The organism is Calyptranema fuscum S582 (genome assembly GCF_055793305.1).
In genome coordinates, this window is the sequence record NZ_JBSLYH010000014.1 from 19,001 (window position 1) to 39,606 (window position 20,606).

Below are 20,606 nucleotides of genomic sequence, written 5' to 3' on the forward strand. Positions count from 1 at the left end.
GGCATCTTACATTTTGCTTATTACATTAGATAATCTTTGCATATGATGATCCTCTATGGGCGACTTGGGGGTGGTTGCGATGCGGGTGAGAACAACCGCTCAAACGTGCGCTGAAATCTCACCGGGTCTGCTTGTCGCCATGCCGTAATCACTAATGCACCCAAGACAAACATTAAAACAGCCGTTCCTAATGTTAGCGCCCAGAGATTAAGCGTAGCCGGAGGCTTGGGACGGGGTACAGGCTTAGCCGCAGGGGCAGGTGCCGCAGGCGGTGGGGTAGGGGTGGGAGTTTCTGCGTCGTATAACAACGCTCTGGCAGACGCTGACAGTTCTGCATCGATCGGCTTCGTGGGGGGCTGGGTGGGTTCTTCTGGCACAAAGAGTTGCAGGTTCTCGGGTGACACTTGGCAATGCAAGATAACAACCGAGGTATTGTCATGACCATTCAGTTGGTTTGCTAAATTTACCCAAGACTGCACAGCAGCTTCTAACGACATATTGCCTTTTAACACCAGGCGCGTGGTTTCTTCCCATGCCGCTTCCACGCGATCGCCATCACTCAGCCCATCCGAACACAACAGCAGTAAGCCATCTTCCTCCAAAATGAACCGTTGCACCGTCGGACGCAACGAGTCTCCTTCGCGCGTACCAACCGCCTGAATCAATGCACCGGCATCATTGCGTGCTAACGATTCGCGATATAGATTGCGCCCCATCCAGACATCTCTGGAGGCAACATCATCATCTACCGTCAGCAGATGGCAATAGCGCGGGGTCAACCAGTACGCCCGACTATCACCCACATTCACCAGATACAGCTCATGGGTATTGCTAAACCCTGTGGGCGTGGCAATATTTTGAGGAAATTGGAGTGCCATCACCAGCGTCGTGCCCATCCGCTGACGCGATTCCCGCCCTTGGGCATTGTTTTGTTCGGCAATGACGTTGTTTACGACCCGCACGATCGCTTCTAACTGGTAGGCGACAACTTCGGGCGGGGTCAAGTCGGTTTGTTCGGCAATTTCTGCCAACAGTGCCAAAATTTGTAACTGCAAAGACCGCAACGCCATCTGACTGGCAACTTCGCCCCCGGCATGACCGCCAATGCCATCACACACGATCGCTAAATTAGGTATGAGGGGATCGTTAGAGGGTTGCTTTACCCCCACCGTCAGGGGATAACAGGCATCTTCGTTATGGCTCCGTTGGGGCCCTGAAGACGTAGCTCCGGCAATTTTTAACTTGAGCGGCAGTTGGGCAGCCTGTTCTAACAAAATCTGATTCAGGGCTGTGGCGATCGCCTTCAAGCCGGTTTCAGAATTCTCGACCGTCTGCATCTGCTGGCAGAGAGCTTGTAAGGGTTGCCTGATCGGTTCTTGCGCGCTATCCAGCCAGGTCAGCCAGACACTGGCTAGATGCTTAAGTTGGGGCACAGGGGCATCCGCATCCGACTGATCAAACGTTAGTTCTCGTAAGCGAACCCGCCAGCCTTCAACCCGCAAATTTTCTACCTTCAGCAAACTTGAAAGTGCCCCAATCTCTTCCAAAGGCTGCCACAGCTCTAACAATTGCCATAGCCAATATACTTGCCGCACGGCTGTCGCTTGCGACCAGGCAGAAGCAATCGTGGCATAGAGATGGCCCCGTGTATCTAACGGCGCATTTTCCAGCAACAACACCTGATTGCCATCCTCCAACTGGCAAATGGCGTAGATCACAGGAACGTGCAAACGATGGGGGAACAGACGCAGATAGGATGCGGCGATCGCGGGCAGTTCCTCGGGGGCAGTGGGTTTGATAGCCGGTTGAGTGTCTAGCAACACTCGTGGCGCAAAGACGCTATAGCGGTTTTCGAGTAGATCACCCAGAGGCAATTGTTCTACGCCTTTTCCTACTGCCCACAGGTAGCGATAGTCCAAAGGGGTTTGGCAGCGATCGCACAAAGGTTGCCCTGCGACATTTTCCGCATGAAGGCAGTTGGGGTTGGGGCATTGAACCAGTAACGGAGAAGGATTCATAATCGGGCAATATCAAAAAAATGATTTTAATTTATTTATAGGAGTTAAACCGAATCTGTTGGAGGAGTAGCAACGTCCTCATCTTATTTTTGACATTCCATTAAGGCTACCTACTTTTAAGCGGTTGAGAACCTACTTTCATAGCCAAATTCAGCAACCGACCTAAATTTAAACCTTCTTCAAATCTTGTCCAACCTGGGTTAGGGATCTGGTGTTAATCACATGCCCGACCTGACGCCATCGCGTCAGGCGATACAACAATCTCAGGATCGTGAATTACAGCGCTTCGTGCTTGAATGTTTAGATTTTTTGTTGTGTACCGCGCTCCGCGCGGCACACAACAAAAAATCCGTGGCTTAATCAATTGAAAATGGCTGTAAATAAGATCGACTATTGAATCGTTCGAAGGGGCGAACGGCCGTTCGCCCGTACAACAAATCATCGCAGTTATTTAATTCCCAATCCTTAAGATCGTGAACCTTGGAATCGTGAACCTCGGGATCGTGAATTAGATAGACTGTAAGTCTGATGAGATGGGCATCGCTCGCCTGAGTTCGCCAGCAAGAAAGCGTCAGACCTGACACCACCTGACGGCTGACTCACCGTTGGTACCGGACAAAATGCAGCTATCATAGCGATTGATGGAATAACAATAAATATGGGCAGACAGCGTTCACTCTTAGTTTTAATTTTGGTCTTGACCATCGTGGCGATCGGCGTAATTGTCAAAGTGCCGACAAAGCTGGGGTTAGATTTGCAAGGCGGTAGCCAGTTAACACTCCAGGTCAAAACAACCGATACCGTTCCAGAAATTACACCCGATAAGTTGGAAGGGGTTAAGCGCGTTGTTGAAAACCGAATTAATGGGCTTGGAGTTTCAGAAGCTGTCGTGCAAACGGCGGGTGAAGACCAACTCTTGATTCAGTTGCCAGGGGTCAGTGATCCAGAGCAGGCAGAGCGGGTTTTGGGTGGCACTGCCCAATTGGATTTTCGTACCCAGAAAAAAGGCTCTGAGACTCAGCTTGGGGTTGAGTTTCAGGTGAGACAAGGGTTATTGAATGAACAAGAGCAATTGAAAAATGGTGGCTCAGCAGAGGCGATCGCCAAAAATCAGGAATCGTTGAAAAGCAGTAATGAAGCGATCGCAGCATTATTTGAAAAGACAGGCTTAACGGGCGATCGGCTGCAAAATGCCTATGCCCAACCCGTTAGCAATGCCAGTTGGGAAGTTGTCCTGGTATTTGACAGTAAAGGCGGCGAAGCCTTTGCCGATTTAACCAAAAATATTGCCGGAACCGGGCGCAGCCTGGGCATCTTTTTGGATGACACGCTCTTAAGCGCGCCCACAGTCGAAGCTCGCTACGCCGAAACCGGGATTTCTGGCGGTCGTGCCAGCATTACGGGCAGTTTTGATACCCAAAAAGCGAGTGACCTGGCGGTGCAACTGCGAGGGGGTGCTTTACCTGTGCCCGTCGAAGTGATTGAGAACCGAACCGTAGGTGCCACCCTGGGTCGTGACAGTGTGCAACGCAGTATCTATGCCGGGGTTGCAGGTTTAGTCGGCGTCCTGATTTTTATGGTGGCGTACTATCGCCTACCGGGGCTGATTGCAGACCTGGCATTGGTAGTCTATTCGTTGCTGACGCTGGCAGCGTTTAACTTACTGAATGTGACGCTGACACTACCGGGTATTGCGGGTTTTATCCTCAGCATCGGCATGGCAGTAGATGCCAATGTGCTGATTTTTGAGCGCACCCGCGAAGAGTTAAAAGCTGGGAAAAGCCTCTATCGTTCGGTCGAATCAGGCTTCTACCGAGCGTTTTCTAGCATTCTGGATAGTAACGTCACCACTCTAATTTCCTGTGGTGCCCTATTTTGGCTGGGTTCAGGTTTGGTCAAAGGGTTTGCTTTGACGCTGGGGTTAGGGGTTTTGATCAGTATGTTTACGGCATTGACGTGTAGCCGCACCATGCTTTTCTTTATTATTAGTTTCCCAACCTTTCGTAAACCTAACTGGTATTGTCCCAATCTTCCCTCTGCGACTAAGCCTCAGGTGGAGGCAACCTCATGAAATTACATGTAATTAAGCAGCGATCGCTGTGGTGGACTCTTTCTCTGGCACTCATCCTGAGTGGGGTGATTGCGATGGGCATTTCTTGGGTGCAGACTGGTGTACCCCTACGGCCTAGCCTTGACTTTGTGGGTGGCACCCGCTTGCAGTTAGAACGAGACTGCACTCAAGCCGAAAACTGCGCCCAACCACTCGAATTATCTGATGTGCGAAGTGTTTTGGATGAGCAAGACTTAGCCAACAGTAGCATTCAGATTTTAGGCAACGATCGCCAATCTGTTTCGATTCGTACCTCTGCCCTTTCTCCAGACGAGCGCGGCAAGCTGCAAGAAGCATTAAGTGCAAAGCTGGGCAAGTTTGATCCGAAATCCACCAAAATTGATACGGTTGGACCAACACTGGGGCGTCAATTATTTACAGCTGGGTTGCTGGCACTGGTGCTATCTTTCGCGGGTATCACGGTGTATCTCAGCTTTCGGTTTCAGCTCGACTATGCCATTTTGTCGATGGTGGCACTGCTCCACGATGTCTTAATTACCATCGGCATCTTTGCCATCTTAGGTTTGGCGTTTGGCGTTGAGGTTGATAGCCTGTTTATCGTTGCCTTGTTAACCATTGTTGGGTTCTCCGTCAACGACACGGTTGTGATTTACGATCGCATTCGAGAAGTCCTGAAAAATAATCCCACCTCAGACATCGACACAGTTGTTGAAGATGCCGTCGATCAGACCCTATCGCGATCGATTAATACGACCTTAACCACCCTGTTTCCGCTCACTGCCATCTTTTTCTTAGGGGGAGAGACGCTTAAATATTTTGCACTGGCGTTAATTGTAGGGTTCGTGGCGGGTGCATATTCCAGCATCTTCATTGCCAGTACATTATTAGCCTGGTGGCGCGAACGCACCGAGAAAGATCTGCCAGCATTTGCAGACGCGGAACCGATGGATTCTTCAATCACCCCCGAAGATTCATAAGGCTCCAATTTGTTTTGAGCATGCGACGGCTTCGCCGTCGCATGCTCAATCTAAAAATGAATAATGTTTGTAGCGCGGGCGACGCCCGCGCTACAAACATCATTCCGTGACTACTAAAACTAATGGCTATAACTTGATGCTTGCAGGTTAAACATCTTGGCGTACAAGCCCTCTTGTGCCATCAACTCTGCATGACTGCCAACTTCGACAATGCGCCCATGCTCTAACACGACAATGCGATCGGCCATACGAACAGTAGAAAACCGATGGCTGACCAAAAATGTCATTTTTCCTTCGGTCAATTGCCGGAAGCGTTGGAACAGGTCATATTCTGCGATCGCATCTAAGGCGGCGGTCGGTTCATCGAGAATCAGAATTTGTGCGGGTGTCATAAACGCACGGGATAACCCAATCCGCTGCCACTGCCCACCCGACAGTTCGGTACTATCGGGAAACGTTTTTCCGAGAACCGTTTGATACTTCCGTTCCAGCTTTTTGATCACACTGGTTGCCCCAGCATCTTTGGCAGCTTGCTTAATTCGACGCAGGTTTTTTACCTGTTCGACATCACCAAAGCCAATATTTTCTTGCACACTCAGGTTGTAGCGAGCAAAGTCTTGGAACACCACCCCAACATTGCGCCGCAAATCTTGTACATCAAACTCTTGCAACGGGATGCCATCGATAATAATTTCACCTTGATCCAGGTCATAAAATCGGGTCAGCAGTTTCAGCAACGTTGTCTTACCGGCACCATTGGAACCCACCAGCGCAATACTTTCACCCGGTTTCACGGTCAGGTTTAGATCATATAAGGTTGGTTTGTGGGCATCAGGATAGGTAAAGGTGACATGGCGCAACTCCAACCCCTTTTGCATCGAGATGGGAAATTGTTGCGGAGTTTTGGGGCTGACAATTTGCGGCTGAATGTTCATGAACTCAAAGTACTGAGACACATAGAGATTGTTCTCATACAGCGTTGCCAGATTGAGCAACATATTTTGCATGACATTCTGCGATTGCTGAAATGCGCCACTATACATTGACAGATCACCAATGGTGATGATTCCGCGTGCTGCCTGGACGACGACCCAGGTGTAAGCGCTATAAAACCCTAAATTGGCAACCAGGCTGACCCCAAAGCGCACCGACGATTGCTGCGCCGCTAAACTGGCAGATTCCTGGTTAAATTCGCCCCGAATTTTGCGCCAGCGATTGATCAGATAATCGCCCAGATTGAATAGCCGCACCTCTTTGACATAAGAATCGCTGAGCAAAATTTTCTGGAAGTAATCGGCTAGGCGCGAACTTTGGGTTTGCCGACGCAACATCCAAAAGCGACGGTTGGAAAAATTGACGCCGACCCAAAACGCAGGCAGCGAGGTCAACAGCAACAACACTAAGATGATGGGATTAAACCGCAACAGCAGGGTCAACAATCCCGCAAAAGTCAGCACCTGCCCTGCCAGGGTGGTGAGGTTGCTCAGGACTTTAACGGGATAACTACTGCCGCTTTGTTGTGCCCGGTTCAGCGTGTCGTAAAACTCTGGCAATTCATAATGCGCTAAATCCAGTCGTAGCGCCTGTTGGAGCAAAATATCGTTGGCATAGAGAGTAAAGCGATCGCTCAAAACCTGAGACACATAGACATTGCTCTGAGTCACAGCCGCTTGCGCCAACGTCAGCCCCAAACCCGACCCAATTAACATAAACAAATGGGTGAGATTGACGGCTGTATGGGTCACAGAACCGATCACCTGATCGACAATCAACTTGTTGACATATAACTGGGCAATCGGGATGCCAGACCCCAGCAACGTAATTATTAAACTTAAGAGCAACCATCCCGGTGTCGCATTCCAGACTAGTCGGATCAACCGGGGCGTATTTGCCATCATTTTCCAGAAGCGGGTTTTCTTACTCGCCTCAAATTGATTGGCTTGCCGTTGTTGGATTAGCTCCTTAAGTTTTGATTGTTTGAGTTTTGACTGCTTTGCTTTCCGTCGAACTTTTCGATGCATGACTGATTTGGGATGATGGGGATGCCGCATAACGAGTTCCGGGTGAGCGATCGCCCTTAATCTGCACTTAATCCTTTGGATACCTATAGTTTGCCCAAACAATCGCAATTGCGTTAGTGAATTCGGGCTGTACGGATATCCTTTGACACAATCTTCACAAGATCATCTAGGTTTTCCAGGTTATTTCTAGCGATTGTGGGTGTATGACGGTTAGAGAACTCCAAATCCTGAAGACCCGCGCATGATTTTTAGTGTCTTGCAGAATAACTAGACGCTAGAAACTCAACGCTCTTAGAATGAGGGCTGATGGCACTTGTCTAGGGAGAGATATATGACTGCGACATCAACAACAGCTTCCTCCCCTGTGGCTCCTGAACCTGTTGCTGGCAGTGAAGGAACAGGCTTAACGCCAACGGTCTACATTAGTGTGGCAGCGATCGCGGCGATCGCCCTTATTATCCTTGTGGTATTACTCCGCGATCGCATTACCCGCCTTGTAGTGCGTGCCCTCGGTGCCGAAGTCAGTGCTGATGCTGCTCCATCACAACCACAACCTAATCAGCCTGCGGAGCCAGATTATTCTGTTGACTTTAGCGGCAACAAGTTTGAAGGAACGGGCGGCATCTTTCGTGTTAGCCGCGATAGCTTTAGAGCAAAGGATAATGAAATCAAAGGGGAACGAGACTTTATCTTTGAAACCCCAAACTCCCTAGATTCAGCGCCGCAGGCACCCATACCTGAAACCAGCGAACCGACCCCCGAAACGCCCGACGAGCAACCATGAGAAACCCGGCGATCGCCAACCGCACCCAAGAGCTAGCTACCTTTCAGCGTATGGTTAAGGGCGAATCTACAGCACGAATTTTGCTGATTGAGGCAGCATCTGGTATGGGTAAATCTGATTTGCTCAAAAAATTTCAAGCGGCTTGCCCCCTAACTGCGACTGTAATTCCTCTCGACCTCAAGGGTGCAGAAATTGGCATTCCCTACCTATTTGGCTGGATCTGCGAAGACTTGGGCTATGAACGTTTTCCAAACTTCACAGCTGCCTTACGGCAAATGGTATCGGGGGCAATCAACTTCGCCAATAACCAGATGGAAGGAGAACAAAACATCCAGATTGCCTTAAATGTAGATGAAACAACCCGCAAATATCGCTTATCCACGCTGCAACGTGCCTTTTTTGTAGACCTGGGAGCAATTGATCAGACAATTGTGCTACTGCTCGATACCTTTCAAGCGGCAGTGACAGAATTGCAAAACTGGATTACTAGCGACCTGCTGAGAATGACACCCAGACTAAAAAATCTTGTCGTGGTCGTGGCAGGGCAAACTGTCCCTGAACCTAACAATATTGCCTGGAGCAATGCCTGCGAACATTGCCGCTTAGATGTAATTCACGACGAAGAAGCCTGGTATCACTTTGCTCAAGAACTGGGTCTATCGCTAGAGCCGCCTGCCATTAAAATGTTGGTGCGAGTGCTGAGTGGGAACCCTCGCAATATTCGGTTGCAGCTAGAGCAACAAGCTAGGAGTTGGCATCAATGACCCACGACTTACTAGCTCGCCTAGAATCTGCTCAGACCGAAGCCGAACGCGATTGGATTGTCACCGAAAGCCTGTTACAAAGCCTGGAACCCGCTCTCTCTAGGGCAGCTTGGGCAGCAGCTATTCCTCATTGGTTTGATGCAGACATTTTGGCAACTCTCTTGCCAGACTTGCAGCAGCAAGCCGCTGAACTCTATGACCAGTTGCAAACCTTGCCGTTTGTAGAAGTTTTCCTGGAACGAGGATATAACATTCATGAACTGACCCGTAAGTTGATGCTGGCGCACCTGTGGCAACATAACCCAGACGAATTTCGCCAATTGTCTGCTAAAGCTGCCGCTTACTTTAATCAACAAAACACTCTAAAAGCTCAAATTGAATGGCTCTATCATTTAGTGGTAGCTCAGCCTGTCTGGGAGGGTAATGAACTATGGGATCTGGCACAGACTTGGACGAATGAATATCGTCGTGCCGAACTGGACGCTTTGATGCAAACGCTATGGGAACAGATTGAGTCTGATCGAGTTATGCTGCCTGCTAAAGCAAAAATTTATTATTGGGCAGGCATGGTGAAGTTTTGTGAATCTACTACGTTACTGGAACGCTACGAACAGGCATTGGACTACTTTAGAGAAATTGATGATGCTCCTGAGGAGAGGCTCCGTCAACGCCTAGATGAGGCAAACACGTTAAAAGCGATCGGCGATGTCTTGCAGTTCCTTAAACAGAGCAGTGAGGCACTGGAACGATACAAAAAGGCATTGGTCTACTATCGAGAGATTAGCGATGCTCCTGAGAACAGACTCCGTCAACATCCGGGCGAGGTGAACACGTTAAAAGCAATTGGTGATATCTTGCAGCTCCTTAAACAAGACAGCGAAACATTTGGGCAAAATAGTTTGCAATATCACCCTGAAGGCTTCTCTCCAGATGTAGCTCCTGCAGATAATCAAAAATCTATCCTATTTGAAACGGTTATTCGGGAGGGAACTCGGCAAGCACGTCAAAATGCAGATCAAGCTTACCGGAGTTTTTTGATTGCGACGATCATGGCTGTAATAAGTGCCTTAATTGGTTTGGGGGGAGTTAGTTTGCTGGTGGTGGGGAAAGCGTCAGAGGGGTCTGTGACAGCTGCGGTTGGGTTAGCCTCTGGGGTGTATTCGTATCAGCTCTCAAAAGAATCTGTCGATCGGCAAAAGCAAGCAAATGAACGGCTTGATCAGATATTGAGGAGCGTTTCAGAACACTCTTTGCAAGCATTGGTGAATTCATCTGCATCGTTCGGTACTCCAGGAGAAGACTAAGGTAATTCCAGTTCTATTGTTGTAGAGGGGTAACTATCGAGGTTTGAGCAAAAATTATAAATTGATGAGAAAAAGGAGCGAACACCCACATTGCAGGGCTTTAGGCTGAATCGAAGTAAGCAGATAGATCAGGATTAGCTATGAAGATAACAATCATCCAATTAAGATCAAACAAAAGGGTGATCGCCTGGGCGAGGCGAACACGTTAAGATCGATCGGCGATGTCTTGCAGTTTCTTGACCGTCGCAGCGAGGCACTGGAACGCTACGAACAGGCATTGGGCTACTACCGCGACATCGGCTCTCGGCTGGGCGAGGCGAATGTTTTGCAAGAGTTAGGCAAAATGCAAGAGGAGACAGCAGTAGGCTTACAATATTTGCAAACAGCCCAAGAACTTTATGTTCAGATTGGAGATGGCTATAGCCAAAGCCGCAATTTGGTTCGGTTTATCGCAGCAGCTCAACTGGCTCTAGGGCAAAAAGATGCCGCAATCCAGTCTTTGACCCATGCAGCGGAACTAGCAGCAGCTACGGAGTATGAGTTTTTCCGTAAAGACGCATTGGCAAAAATCCAAGAAATTCAGGAGCAAGGTAAAAAGATTGAGGAGTGATGGGTTCAATCGCATCTCAGAGATCTGAAATTTGAATCATCGTTAATAATGCATCAAAACTCTTCTCCTATGGGGTATCGGGCGATCGCATAGTCCGCATCTACCACAGTTCTGCTAATGCAGATAGGTTCGCGATCGCCGTTGTTCGCATCAGTTTAGATTCATCGCCAAGAATACAACTCAGGTTATTCGTTTCTTAATCTTGAGTTAACCTATTATTAATCTACGGCACTCCGCAAGATTTGCCGTAGATTTTTGGCTACAGGCGATCGCATTTCAGGAGTGTGCGCTATGAACGCGATGTTAATTAATTCCGGTGATTGGCTGACTTTGCTGCTTCGGCTCAGTCTGGCATTGATCGTGGGCGGCATCATTGGCTACAACCGTCAGCAAGGCGGCAGACCTGCCGGGATGAGAACCTTCATGATGGTAAGTATGGGGGCAGCTTTTTTTGTCATGATTCCGCTTCAGGCAGAAGATAGCCCATTTGCCACCACCAATGCCCTGAGCCGCACGATTCAGGGGGTTGCAACCGGGGTTGGTTTTTTAGGCGCAGGCTTGATTTTGCAACAATCGTCCCGAGATATCGGTGTGGTCAAAATCAAAGGGTTAACCACCGCAGCCTCAATCTGGGCAACTGCCGGGTTGGGTGCCGCTATTGGTTGCGGACTATGGCAAATGGGGTTATTGGGGTTGCTATTAACCTTGCTGACACTCAGTGGTGTGAAGAAAGCCGAAAAAGCTAACCAGAAATTAAAATTTGCTCCGTTTAAGAAAATTAAGTCACGGATTTCAGGTAGACCACCGGATTGATCGATGACAACATTATTAGATCAAGAACCGAGATAATCATTTCAGCCAAATTCGTGCCGTGGTAGAGGTGTTCATATAATGATTTTTTGTGGCGCGGGCGATGCCCGCGCCACAAAAAATGTTTCTTTTAGAACAACCCGTGGAGTGTGGCTGGTGGAGCGTACAACGAATCGAACAAAATCAACCGTCATCGGGTTTTCAGCGATTTTGATGTGGTCAACGCTGGCATTACTCACCAAGTTGAGTGGTTCGATTCCCCCGTTTCAGTTAACAGCTATGTCGTTTACGATCGCCTCTCTCATTGGGGCTGCGTTGTTGATGCGGCAGGGCGGAAATTTATTGGATCACCTAAAATTACCCATCGCTGTTTGGGGATTGGGAATTTTTGGTTTATTTGGATATCATTTTTTCTATTTCATTGCGTTACAAAATGCACCTGCCATAGAAGCCAGTTTAATCGCCTATTTATGGCCCCTGCTGATCGTTTTATTTTCCGCTTTGTTGCCGAATGAACGATTGCGTTGGTTTCATATTATCGGTGCAATGTTGGGATTTATTGGTGCCGGGTTATTAGTAACCAAAGGGCAATCACTAAGCTTTGATTTGCAATATAGCTTGGGCTATCTGGCAGCATTCGTGTGTGCCTTTACCTGGTCGATTTATTCAGTGTTATCGCGTCGGTTTGGTGCCATTCCAACGCATGCTGTAGGTGGGTTTTGTGCAGCAACGGCAGTTTTAGCCTGGTTGTGTCATGGGATATTTGAAACCACACATTTACCTGTGGGTCAGGAGTGGTTAGCGATTTTGGGATTGGGGTTGGGTCCGGTGGGTCTGGCTTTTTTTACCTGGGATTATGGGGTCAAACATGGCGAGATTCAACTGCTGGGTTCGCTTTCATATCTCGCACCCTTACTCTCGACTATCTTGCTAATTGTATCGGGGTTTTCTCAATTTACCTGGGTCATTGCGATCGCCTGTTTACTGATTATGGGTGGAGCAATTTTAGCGTCTGGAAAAGGGTTAAACAATAGTGGACTGTAAGCCATAATTCTCAGTCACGATGCAATTAGATCCGTTTGGACGTACTGTATTCAGGAGCATTCGGTTTCTTACTAAAAAACACACGACCCGAAAGACTTTGGAAATAAATTCCTCCAACAGTAAACAGGAATAAAACATAGGCGATCGCCTGAACTTGATATAAACGCTGGGTGTAGCCAAACAAAGCATTCAATACCAACCCCGGAAACTTTTCGTCGGGCAAGATCGTGGATAAATCCCAGACATCGGGACCGAGAATACATGAATGATTGCGAGTGAAATGCTCGTAATAAAAACATAATGATTCCGATGAGCGATCGCGGCTTGCCAACGTCTGCATCACAGTATCTAAATGCCCCAAAGCCGTCACCACCAAACCCGCCACAATCATCAATAACAAGATGCCCATGACCTTAAAAAAGGCGCGCAAATTTAGCTTAATGCCCCATTTAAACAACAACACACCCACCCCAGCCGCAACCAGCAACCCAGCTAACGCCCCCATGGCAGGCAGCAACCCCTGCTGAAATTTGGCAGCAATAAATACAACCGTTTCAAAGCCTTCTCGCAAAACGGCGATAAACACTAAACTAAAGACGCCCCACGTCGCCGACGTTTCTCCTCGTTGTAAGACAGATGCCATCTCCCCTTCCACCATCATTTTCATAGAACGGGCTTGTCGCGTCATCCAGATCAACATCCAGCTCAACAACACGATGGCGATCGCACTAAATATTGCTTCTAGCAGGGGTTCTGCGGCTGGGCTAGCCGCTCCTAATACTTGAATGATCCAGGCAAACAAAAACCCGAGCACCGCACTAACCAATACTCCGGCGACGACTCCGAAATAGACCCAAGAATTGAACCGAGATTGCTTTGCTTTGGCTAGACAGGCAAGCACAATTCCAACCACAAGGGCAGCTTCTATGCCTTCTCGCAGCGTAATCACGAAGGTTGGTAAAACAGTGGAAAAGTTCATGTCAGCAAGATGGATAAAGGATTAAAGACGCAAATTAGAGTGATGCATAAGACTGTAAACCCTGCGGGTTTACAGTCTCATGCAGACCCAAGACCAGCACCGCCAATCCTGGGAGATTACGAAATCCTGGTATGGCTGTGAACGTGAAACCGAAGGTTTCACGTTCACAGCCATACCCAAAACCGTCGCCACCAATCACGGGCATTAATTGGCAGATTGAATCACGTCAGCAGAGGCTTGCTCAAACGCTTTCACTTGATTTGCCACATTATCGGCTGTAACAACGGGTGCACTAGGAGGAACAGGGTCGGGCCATGCTTCAAATAATTCATCTAATTTGATTTTGAGATCCGTATCCAAACCTGCTTTTTGTTGTGCCAATTGGGCTTGAATTCCAGGCAACAGCGTATCTTTAGCATATTCAACAAAGCCGCGAGAGTCCTGGTATTCAATAGCAGCAGTAATTTTGCCATCACTAATGGCAGCCGTATATTCAGCCACAGCGGTTTCTAACATCTCGTTAATCACCTGCAACACAAACGCGGGAGATTGCAGTTGCTCAGCTGGCAAAGCGGCGATCGCCTGATCGATAGCAACCATGGCTTCATCATAGGCAGACTGAATTTGAGGATCGTTGGGTTTTGACTTGACCAGCTCCTGAACCCGCGTCAAGACATCACTAAATTCATCTACGCCCCGTTCAGACAATTGTTCTTCAAGGTCTACATAAATCTCTTCAACGGGGTGTCCCAAATGAGGCTCAGCCTGTTCGGGCAAGTTCAATTCTAGTAACTGTCCGGCAATCAGCATGTGCCCTTTCATCAACCCCAACTTCGTCAGATAATCAACATCTTTTGCAACGCCCGTGAGTACAACTTCCTCAACCGTTACCTGATCTTTCACCTGATCAAATTGGTCTTGGGTCAATACTCCTTTGGTGACCAGATCATCGACACTCCCGTAGGGACGGCTGGCTTGAATTTGATGCGACAGCGCCGGAATACCCAGTTCGGCTTCTAATTTATCTAACTCCGACAAAATAGCAGTATTGATATTAATTTTGGGTTCTCCCGTCGTACTGACGGTGGTTTCAGTCGATGCTGCCGATGGAGCAGGTGTTGTTTCACTGCTGGGGGTGCCTGTGCAATTGTTCAACCCAATGATGAGAAAGGCGATCGCCACCGTTAACAATGCATATCTGAATACATATCTAAAAACCATTCGCAAGCTAGGCATAACGAGTCCTTTGTAGAGTGAATCAAATGAGATGAGGTTAGAGTCTAGAAATCCGTGCAGATATTGATTGTTGCCACGCAAAAAGCAATGTCTACAGCTTTCTCAACTCGACGATCAGGCAAAGTAACACTAAGTGTTGGCACGCCTGACTGGGGTCAATCGACAGCAAAAATAGGGGCGATAGAGCGAAGAAATTCCGCGCTCAATTCCCAGAGGAATCAGTCTCAGACGTGATTTTTTGGCTTGCCGTTAGGCAACCTATCGCACCCCAACGGTAACGCCAGAGCCACAGGAGAGAGTAGAACAACAGCGAATCAAACGAACACACTATCCGTTTGCGTAGTTCCCACAGAGATTTTCAGTCGCTTACAACCCGGTTATTTGTGAGAAAGCCGTGCTCCGCATGGCTTTCTCACAAATAACGATGCCTTACTCAAGCGCAAGGTGCCGTAAAAGCAAGGTTGGCAACGAAGTAGCCGACGCCGTTTAACAATCATTCTGGATATTATCTTCCAGCTTTTGAGAATTAATGTCAATTATAGAGACACTATTTTCAAAAATAAATTGACAAGATTCTCAATTATGGTGATCTAACCTTTGCTATCCTACGATTCCGCTGTCCTGTACCGAGTTATAGCCATTGCTCTGTCGGTATTACGCTCTGTCGGTATTACCCGGATGTTTATTTTTGTCAGCGCGGCGTCACCGCCCTGACAAAAATAAATCTTCGGTTTTAGTTAAATCTGCGATCCTTAGTCCACTCCAACACTATTTAGTAATGCTCTGAACATCATTCCAGATAAAGATAAGCAACAAAATTTCTCATCTTCATCAAAAATTAGTTGCTTAACCAAGCAGTATTGCACTCAACTCACCCGATCGCAATTGCCAGGTTGAACCAGAGTACAAGGATGAAATCCCCAACCAAAACCAATCCTCGGTTCTTCTCAAGCGCTACAGACTCAGAAACGGGATAGGCACAGAGTGCAGAGGGCGATCGCTAGGCTACTGGAATTACATCAAATAGCCCCATACAGCCTGCCTCGGCAATTACATCTTGATGGGGATGAAACATATATTTGCCTGGAAAAGAATACGCAAATTCTAAAATGTGCCGTTCGGCTGTCCCCATCGTAATCACGTCTGTAGAGTAGGTCGGGGTGAGCGTCATGCCATTGGGGTATACCTTAAAAAAGTTGGCATGGAGATGAAAGGTTAACGCTGGATCATGCTCGATCACGTTCAACACATATAGCCGAACCAACTGGTTTTGATAGATCGGGATGGGATGATGTTTATAGTAATCGGGTAAACCATTGAACGCATACAGGTCATTTTTGCTGTCTTCATCCAGGTCATAGCCTGCCATGACCAGCGCAATTTCGTCGGCAGCAGGGCGACCCCCCGGCGGATCGATAATGAACATGCCATACAAGCCTTTGCCAATGTGACGCGATACGGGCGAAATATGGCAATGGTAAAGATGAATGCCATAGGGCAACGCATCAAACTCATAAATGGTTGCCGTATCGTTTCTGACGGGCTTGATCCCATCCATTTCGGTAGGGTGGATGCCGTGAAAATGCATGGTATGGGCATGTCCCCCTTTGTTGAGAAACACCACCCGAACGCGATCGCCTTCTGTTGCTCGCAACGTCGGACCTGGGACGCGTCCGTTATAGTTCCAACTCGCATAAGACACGGCTTGGTTGAGTTCCAGGGTCGTGTTTTGTGCCGTGATTTGAAATTCTCGGATGGTGCGTCCCTTTTCCTGCTTGAGCGTGCCATAGTCAAACTCTCGACACATCGACATCGGATTCATACCATTTCCGTAAGTGGGCAGTCCTGCGGGAATGGGCGGAATCTGGGCAGGTCGCTGACTACGCTGATGGCGAAATTGTTGAAACGCAAGAGCCGATCCGGTAACTCCCAATCCTGCCAAGCCGAGTTTGAGAAAATGGCGACGACTCCAGGATGTGATGGTCTGCATCCTGTGATGATCAAACATAATTATTGAGAATTACTCTTAACTCTGTCCTGATAGATTAACATTTTCTCTAAACAGCAAATGGTAACCATCTATAGCGATCCTATTTGATTTGTGAACCTGATCAGTTGTGAAAGCGCCCGCCCTTCGGGCGGGCGCTTTCACAACTGATTTAGGATTGCTATATAGCAATTCTCACTGGCGCGATGTATAGCAGCCGAAGGGCTGGTTATGGGGGCGCGGGGGCTGTGCCCCCGGACAGGGGTTTCACCCCTACACCCCGTCCTAATTAACCATTCCATTGCTATATCAGATGTAGTGAGAGAGCCGCGCGGCGCGCGGCTCTCTCACTACACATTCGGGTATAAACCAGGATTCAGGAATACCTCAGATCAGCGATTTTTAGGTAGAGAGAAATAGAAGGTTGATCCCTGTGTTGGAATCGATTCAACCCAAATGCTGCCTTTGTGGCGTTCAACAATTTTTTTACAAATTGCCAAGCCAATCCCCGTACCCGAGTATTCACCACGGGTATGCAGCCGCTGAAAAATAACAAAGATGCGCTCAAGATATTGCGATTCAATGCCAATGCCATTATCTCGAATTGAAAATACCCACTCTTCGTTTTTTTGCGCGACTGTAATCTGAATATCTGGACAGGCTTTATCGCAGTATTTAATCGCATTACTAATCAGATTTTGTAAGAGTTGAGTTATCTGATTAGCATCCAATCTCAAACTGGGTAGCGAATCATATCGAATCACAGCATTAGACTCGGCGATCGCCACTTTCAAGTTCTGTAATGCTCGATCTAAAACCAGATTGCAATCTACTAATTCCAACTTCAATTCATGTCTACCAACTCGCGAATAAGCTAGCAAATCGGTAATCAATTGCTGCATTTGAGCCGCACCATCTACCACATAGTTAATATATTTATCGGCTCTTTCATCTAAGTGCCCCCGATAACGCTTGGACAACAATTGGGTATAACTTGTAATTGCTCTCAGCGGTTCTTGTAAATCATGGGATGCCACATAGGCAAACTGTTCTAGCTCCTGATTAGAACGCTTGAGCTGCTCTGTCAACTTGGCACGTTTGACAATTTCTGCCTGTAAATAAGCATTGACATTTTGCAATTCTTCGGTTCGTTGTCGGACTCGCATTTCGAGTTCATCATGAGCTTTCAGTAGCGCTTCTTCTGCCTTTTTACGCTGAATAACTTGCCCCAACTGACTGGCTACAGAAATAACTAATTTCAACAAATTTTCATCAAATTCGCGTGAGGTAAAGGCAAAAAATAAAAAAACCGCAACTACCGTGCCATTGGCAACAATTGGAATTCCTAAGGCTCCTTTAAGGTTTACCTGTTGCGCATTTCGTACGCGTAAAAACCAATCGGCAGGTAATTGAGAAACATCTTGATACCACTCCAATTGTTGCGTATCCCAAACTCTGCCGGGAATGCCAACATCACGAGGAAAAACAAACGTTTCACTTACCTTTCTAAATTCATTCAGATGATCGCCACTGCTATACCAGGCAGGACTAATTTCTAAACGGCTACCGTCTGCCGCAGGAATCCAAACTTCACCTAAATCCCATTGAGTTACCTGACAAATTTTTCTCAACGTGACTTCCAACGCCGCATTAAAATTATCTGCCTCGCTAATCGCCTGGGTAATAGTTTGTAGCAAGCGAACTTCGCGTTCCGCTTGTTTGCGCGTTGTAATATCTTGTGCGATCGAGAGAACCGAAGAAAGATTGCCATCGCCATCAATCAGTGCCGATTCATGCCATTCGCAATGAATAATTTTGCCGTCTTTGGTGTAATTGCGATTTTGGGTCACGATTTGAGCAACTTTGTTGGCTTTTAGATCGCTCATCGCCTGATACACATCGGCACGATCGTCTTGATAAACAAATTGCCAGTCTTCGATGGATTTACCGAGTACTTCTGCGGCTTTCCAACCAAACACGTTTTCTGCCTGGTGCGACCATCCCTGGATACGAAAATCGCTATCCCATTCAATTACAGCTAACGGAGAGTTATCGATCAGGTGGCTCAGTTGTTGGTAGGCTTCTTGCAGTTCAATGGTGCGTTCATTGACTCGCATTTCCAGTTCATCACGCGATCGCTTCAGTTCTGCCTCTGTTTGCTTGCGATCGCTAATATCTCGGACAATGACCAACACTTCTGCTGCTCCACAGACCGTAATCCGTGCTTCTTGATAACACAGGCGATCCCCAATTTCAATCTCATATTCATAAACTTGTAGTTGCCCCGTTTGAATCGCTCGTTCGACATAGTCCATACGCTGTTGTGCGAGCGTCGGTGGCAGTATGTCAAACACAGATTGACCAATCAAATTCTGATCGGCTTTCAATGCGGTGAATGTTTTCGCAGAAATGAAGTTGAGGTAAATTCCCTGACGCGTCATTCTGATCAACAGATCGGGAATGGCACTCAATAAAGCTTGGGTCGTTGTTTCACTGTGCTGAAGCGCCGCTTCCGTGGCTTTGCGATCGCTAATATCCAAAATAAACCCATCCCAAGCAACATCTCCATTACTGCGCCGCTCAGGACGAGAAAAGCCCTGAATCCACTTGACCCGCCCCGATGGCGTAATCACCCGCCACTCCATCGTCCAAAATTGTAGCGTTTGGCTAGATGCGGCAATCGATCGTTGCAAGGTCTCCAAATCATCGGGATCAACCATTGCCCACAAGACATTCGGATTGCGTTGGGCAGTAGCCGCACTCACTTCAAAAATTTCGGCGCAGTTATCGCCCAAAAACGGTAAACTCTCGCAGCCGTCTGGATGGCGCACATATTGGTAAATCATCCCCGGAACGTTGGCAACCATGCGGCGAAAGCGAGACTCGGCAGTATTGGCGATCGCCTCTGCCTGTTTTTGCCTGGTGATATCTTTAGCAATGCCGAGAAACCCGACAATATTTTGATCCTCATCCCATAAACCCGTCACCGAGAGCAAAACTGGGAACTGGGATCGATCTTTACGGATATAGGTCCATTCCTGTTCTTCGACAACACCCTGTCTGGCTTTTGCGACAAACACTTCAAATCCTGGCTCAATCGGTTGCCCCAACTCAGCTGCCATTGTTTTTGCACGTTGTTCAACTTCCGTCGCCAGATGAAAGATCAGGGGAGTACTCCAACCAATCACATCCTCAGGGGCATAGCCTAAGAGCATTTGAGCCGTCGCATTAAAACTCTGGATGATCCCTTCTGCATCTGTGGAAATAATCAGGTAAGCCGCACTATCCAAGATGGCAGATTGCAGCCGAGTCAGTTCGAGCAACCGGGTTTCAGTCTTTTTGCGATCGCTGATATCTCTGATCACCGTCGCTTTCAAAACGCTGTCAAACCGCCTTAACAGGCGGGTCTGAATCTCAACATAAAACGAAGAGCCATCTTTCCTCATGCCCATCGCTTCATAACTTTTTTCGTAGCCCAAACGAAGCTGCTGCTCAACCCAGTGCAACGAAGGAGGCGCAATCAAATCTAAGACTCTCATGCTCACCAACTCAGTCGCGCTATAACCAAACATCTGCGTTAGCGCCCGGTTGACATCTAAAATCTGTTGATGGTCATGAATCACAATTCCTTCTAACGTGGCTTCCGAAAGCCAGCGAAGCCGTTCTTCGCTCTGTTGTAGCGTTTCATTAGGATGGTGTGACATGATTCAGCCCGGTGTAACTCATCAAAATTACTTCCAGTGTTCCCGCTTGAGCCAGGAAGGGGGCTGATCCCAGATAAAAAATTAGCCCCAGATGTGGCGCTGGAGCTTAAATACTGAAATTAATAGCGCAGAAATTGCCCAGATTAAACGCTCTAGCTCAGCATTTTAATCCGGGCAACTCCCACGACATAGAATTGTCTCTTTTCTTAATGGGCTAAGGATCAAAAATTTATGAACCTGTAATTCTTTTTGAGAGAGCGATGGCGGAGCCGTCGCTCTCTCAAAAAGAATTGGGTT

15 protein-coding genes are annotated in these 20,606 nt (G+C 47.8%); 9 read left to right on the forward strand and 6 right to left on the reverse strand.

Going from position 1 to position 20,606, the window contains the following annotated elements; translation table 11 throughout:
* Positions 1 to 53: 53 nt before the first annotated feature.
* Positions 54 to 2,018, reverse strand: coding sequence for a PP2C family protein-serine/threonine phosphatase (locus ACR6Z4_RS11585; RefSeq protein ID WP_479717426.1), 1,965 nt, complete (start codon positions 2,016 to 2,018; stop codon positions 54 to 56).
* 658 nt (positions 2,019 to 2,676) lie between these two features.
* Between ACR6Z4_RS11585 and secD the strand changes: the two genes are divergently transcribed.
* Positions 2,677 to 4,089, forward strand: a complete 1,413-nt coding sequence (gene secD / locus ACR6Z4_RS11590; RefSeq protein WP_479717427.1) for a protein translocase subunit SecD — start codon at positions 2,677 to 2,679, stop codon at positions 4,087 to 4,089.
* A complete protein-coding gene (secF, locus tag ACR6Z4_RS11595) occupies positions 4,086 to 5,066 on the forward strand; it encodes a protein translocase subunit SecF (protein WP_479717428.1) in 981 nt (326 codons plus the stop codon). Before secD ends, secF begins: the two co-directional genes overlap by 4 nt.
* 119 nt (positions 5,067 to 5,185) lie before the next feature.
* Here secF and ACR6Z4_RS11600 read toward each other — a convergent pair whose 3' ends face one another.
* The gene (locus ACR6Z4_RS11600) at positions 5,186 to 7,087 is read right to left on the reverse strand and encodes an ABC transporter ATP-binding protein (protein WP_479717429.1); all 1,902 of its coding nucleotides are present in this window, start codon (positions 7,085 to 7,087) and stop codon (positions 5,186 to 5,188) included.
* Positions 7,088 to 7,418: 331 nt separating this feature from the next.
* On the opposite strand from ACR6Z4_RS11600, the gene ACR6Z4_RS11605 reads away from it, so the two are divergent.
* The 6 genes from ACR6Z4_RS11605 (at position 7,419) to yddG (ending at position 12,403) form a co-directional block, all read left to right on the forward strand.
* Positions 7,419 to 7,871 carry a hypothetical protein gene (locus ACR6Z4_RS11605; protein WP_479717430.1) on the forward strand — a complete coding sequence of 151 codons (453 nt, stop codon included), beginning with the start codon at positions 7,419 to 7,421 and terminating at the stop codon, positions 7,869 to 7,871.
* Positions 7,868 to 8,635: a hypothetical protein gene (locus tag ACR6Z4_RS11610; RefSeq protein WP_479717431.1), complete on the forward strand. Its 768-nt coding sequence runs from the start codon at positions 7,868 to 7,870 to the stop codon at positions 8,633 to 8,635. The genes ACR6Z4_RS11605 and ACR6Z4_RS11610 overlap by 4 nt, the downstream gene beginning before the upstream one ends.
* Positions 8,632 to 9,939 carry a tetratricopeptide repeat protein gene (locus ACR6Z4_RS11615; protein WP_479717432.1) on the forward strand — a complete coding sequence of 436 codons (1,308 nt, stop codon included), beginning with the start codon at positions 8,632 to 8,634 and terminating at the stop codon, positions 9,937 to 9,939. The genes ACR6Z4_RS11610 and ACR6Z4_RS11615 overlap by 4 nt, the downstream gene beginning before the upstream one ends.
* Before the next feature lie 226 nt (positions 9,940 to 10,165).
* Positions 10,166 to 10,549: a hypothetical protein gene (locus ACR6Z4_RS11620; RefSeq protein WP_479717433.1), complete on the forward strand. Its 384-nt coding sequence runs from the start codon at positions 10,166 to 10,168 to the stop codon at positions 10,547 to 10,549.
* 300 nt (positions 10,550 to 10,849) lie between these two features.
* The gene (locus tag ACR6Z4_RS11625; RefSeq protein ID WP_479717519.1) at positions 10,850 to 11,362 is read left to right on the forward strand and encodes an MgtC/SapB family protein; all 513 of its coding nucleotides are present in this window, start codon (positions 10,850 to 10,852) and stop codon (positions 11,360 to 11,362) included.
* A 153-nt stretch (positions 11,363 to 11,515) separates the two neighbouring features.
* Positions 11,516 to 12,403, forward strand: coding sequence for an aromatic amino acid exporter YddG (gene yddG / locus ACR6Z4_RS11630; protein ID WP_479717434.1), 888 nt, complete (start codon positions 11,516 to 11,518; stop codon positions 12,401 to 12,403).
* A gap of 25 nt (positions 12,404 to 12,428) precedes the next feature.
* Here yddG and ACR6Z4_RS11635 read toward each other — a convergent pair whose 3' ends face one another.
* The gene (locus ACR6Z4_RS11635; protein WP_479717435.1) at positions 12,429 to 13,382 is read right to left on the reverse strand and encodes an FTR1 family iron permease; all 954 of its coding nucleotides are present in this window, start codon (positions 13,380 to 13,382) and stop codon (positions 12,429 to 12,431) included.
* A 79-nt stretch (positions 13,383 to 13,461) separates the two neighbouring features.
* Here ACR6Z4_RS11635 and ACR6Z4_RS11640 point away from each other — a divergent pair, with 79 nt between their 5' ends.
* On the forward strand, positions 13,462 to 13,590 hold the full coding sequence (locus ACR6Z4_RS11640) for a hypothetical protein (protein WP_479717436.1): 129 nt from the start codon (positions 13,462 to 13,464) through the stop codon (positions 13,588 to 13,590).
* Here the strand turns inward: ACR6Z4_RS11640 and ACR6Z4_RS11645 are convergent.
* From ACR6Z4_RS11645 to ACR6Z4_RS11655, 3 genes are all read right to left on the reverse strand, one after another.
* The gene (locus tag ACR6Z4_RS11645; protein WP_479717437.1) at positions 13,587 to 14,618 is read right to left on the reverse strand and encodes a ComEA family DNA-binding protein; all 1,032 of its coding nucleotides are present in this window, start codon (positions 14,616 to 14,618) and stop codon (positions 13,587 to 13,589) included. The two genes, ACR6Z4_RS11640 and ACR6Z4_RS11645, sit on opposite strands and share 4 nt — an antisense overlap.
* Before the next feature lie 1,000 nt (positions 14,619 to 15,618).
* Positions 15,619 to 16,608 carry a multicopper oxidase domain-containing protein gene (locus ACR6Z4_RS11650; RefSeq protein ID WP_479717438.1) on the reverse strand — a complete coding sequence of 330 codons (990 nt, stop codon included), beginning with the start codon at positions 16,606 to 16,608 and terminating at the stop codon, positions 15,619 to 15,621.
* 389 nt (positions 16,609 to 16,997) lie between these two features.
* On the reverse strand, positions 16,998 to 20,309 hold the full coding sequence (locus tag ACR6Z4_RS11655) for a PAS domain S-box protein (protein ID WP_479717439.1): 3,312 nt from the start codon (positions 20,307 to 20,309) through the stop codon (positions 16,998 to 17,000).
* Positions 20,310 to 20,606: the final 297 nt, after the last annotated feature.

Excerpts from the sequence above, each read along its gene's own strand:
- ACR6Z4_RS11605 (WP_479717430.1), top strand. The coding sequence starts at position 7,419 with ATGACTGCGACATCAACAACAGCTTCCTCCCCTGTGGCTCCTGAACCT.
- ACR6Z4_RS11635 (WP_479717435.1), bottom strand. The coding sequence starts at position 13,382 with ATGAACTTTTCCACTGTTTTACCAACCTTCGTGATTACGCTGCGAGAA.
- ACR6Z4_RS11640 (WP_479717436.1), top strand. The coding sequence starts at position 13,462 with ATGCAGACCCAAGACCAGCACCGCCAATCCTGGGAGATTACGAAATCC.
- ACR6Z4_RS11655 (WP_479717439.1), bottom strand. The coding sequence starts at position 20,309 with ATGTCACACCATCCTAATGAAACGCTACAACAGAGCGAAGAACGGCTT.
- ACR6Z4_RS11585 (WP_479717426.1), bottom strand. The coding sequence starts at position 2,018 with ATGAATCCTTCTCCGTTACTGGTTCAATGCCCCAACCCCAACTGCCTT.
- ACR6Z4_RS11650 (WP_479717438.1), bottom strand. The coding sequence starts at position 16,608 with ATGCAGACCATCACATCCTGGAGTCGTCGCCATTTTCTCAAACTCGGC.
- ACR6Z4_RS11610 (WP_479717431.1), top strand. The coding sequence starts at position 7,868 with ATGAGAAACCCGGCGATCGCCAACCGCACCCAAGAGCTAGCTACCTTT.
- secD (WP_479717427.1), top strand. The coding sequence starts at position 2,677 with ATGGGCAGACAGCGTTCACTCTTAGTTTTAATTTTGGTCTTGACCATC.
- secF (WP_479717428.1), top strand. The coding sequence starts at position 4,086 with ATGAAATTACATGTAATTAAGCAGCGATCGCTGTGGTGGACTCTTTCT.
- ACR6Z4_RS11615 (WP_479717432.1), top strand. The coding sequence starts at position 8,632 with ATGACCCACGACTTACTAGCTCGCCTAGAATCTGCTCAGACCGAAGCC.
- ACR6Z4_RS11600 (WP_479717429.1), bottom strand. The coding sequence starts at position 7,087 with ATGCATCGAAAAGTTCGACGGAAAGCAAAGCAGTCAAAACTCAAACAA.
- ACR6Z4_RS11625 (WP_479717519.1), top strand. The coding sequence starts at position 10,850 with ATGTTAATTAATTCCGGTGATTGGCTGACTTTGCTGCTTCGGCTCAGT.
- ACR6Z4_RS11645 (WP_479717437.1), bottom strand. The coding sequence starts at position 14,618 with ATGCCTAGCTTGCGAATGGTTTTTAGATATGTATTCAGATATGCATTG.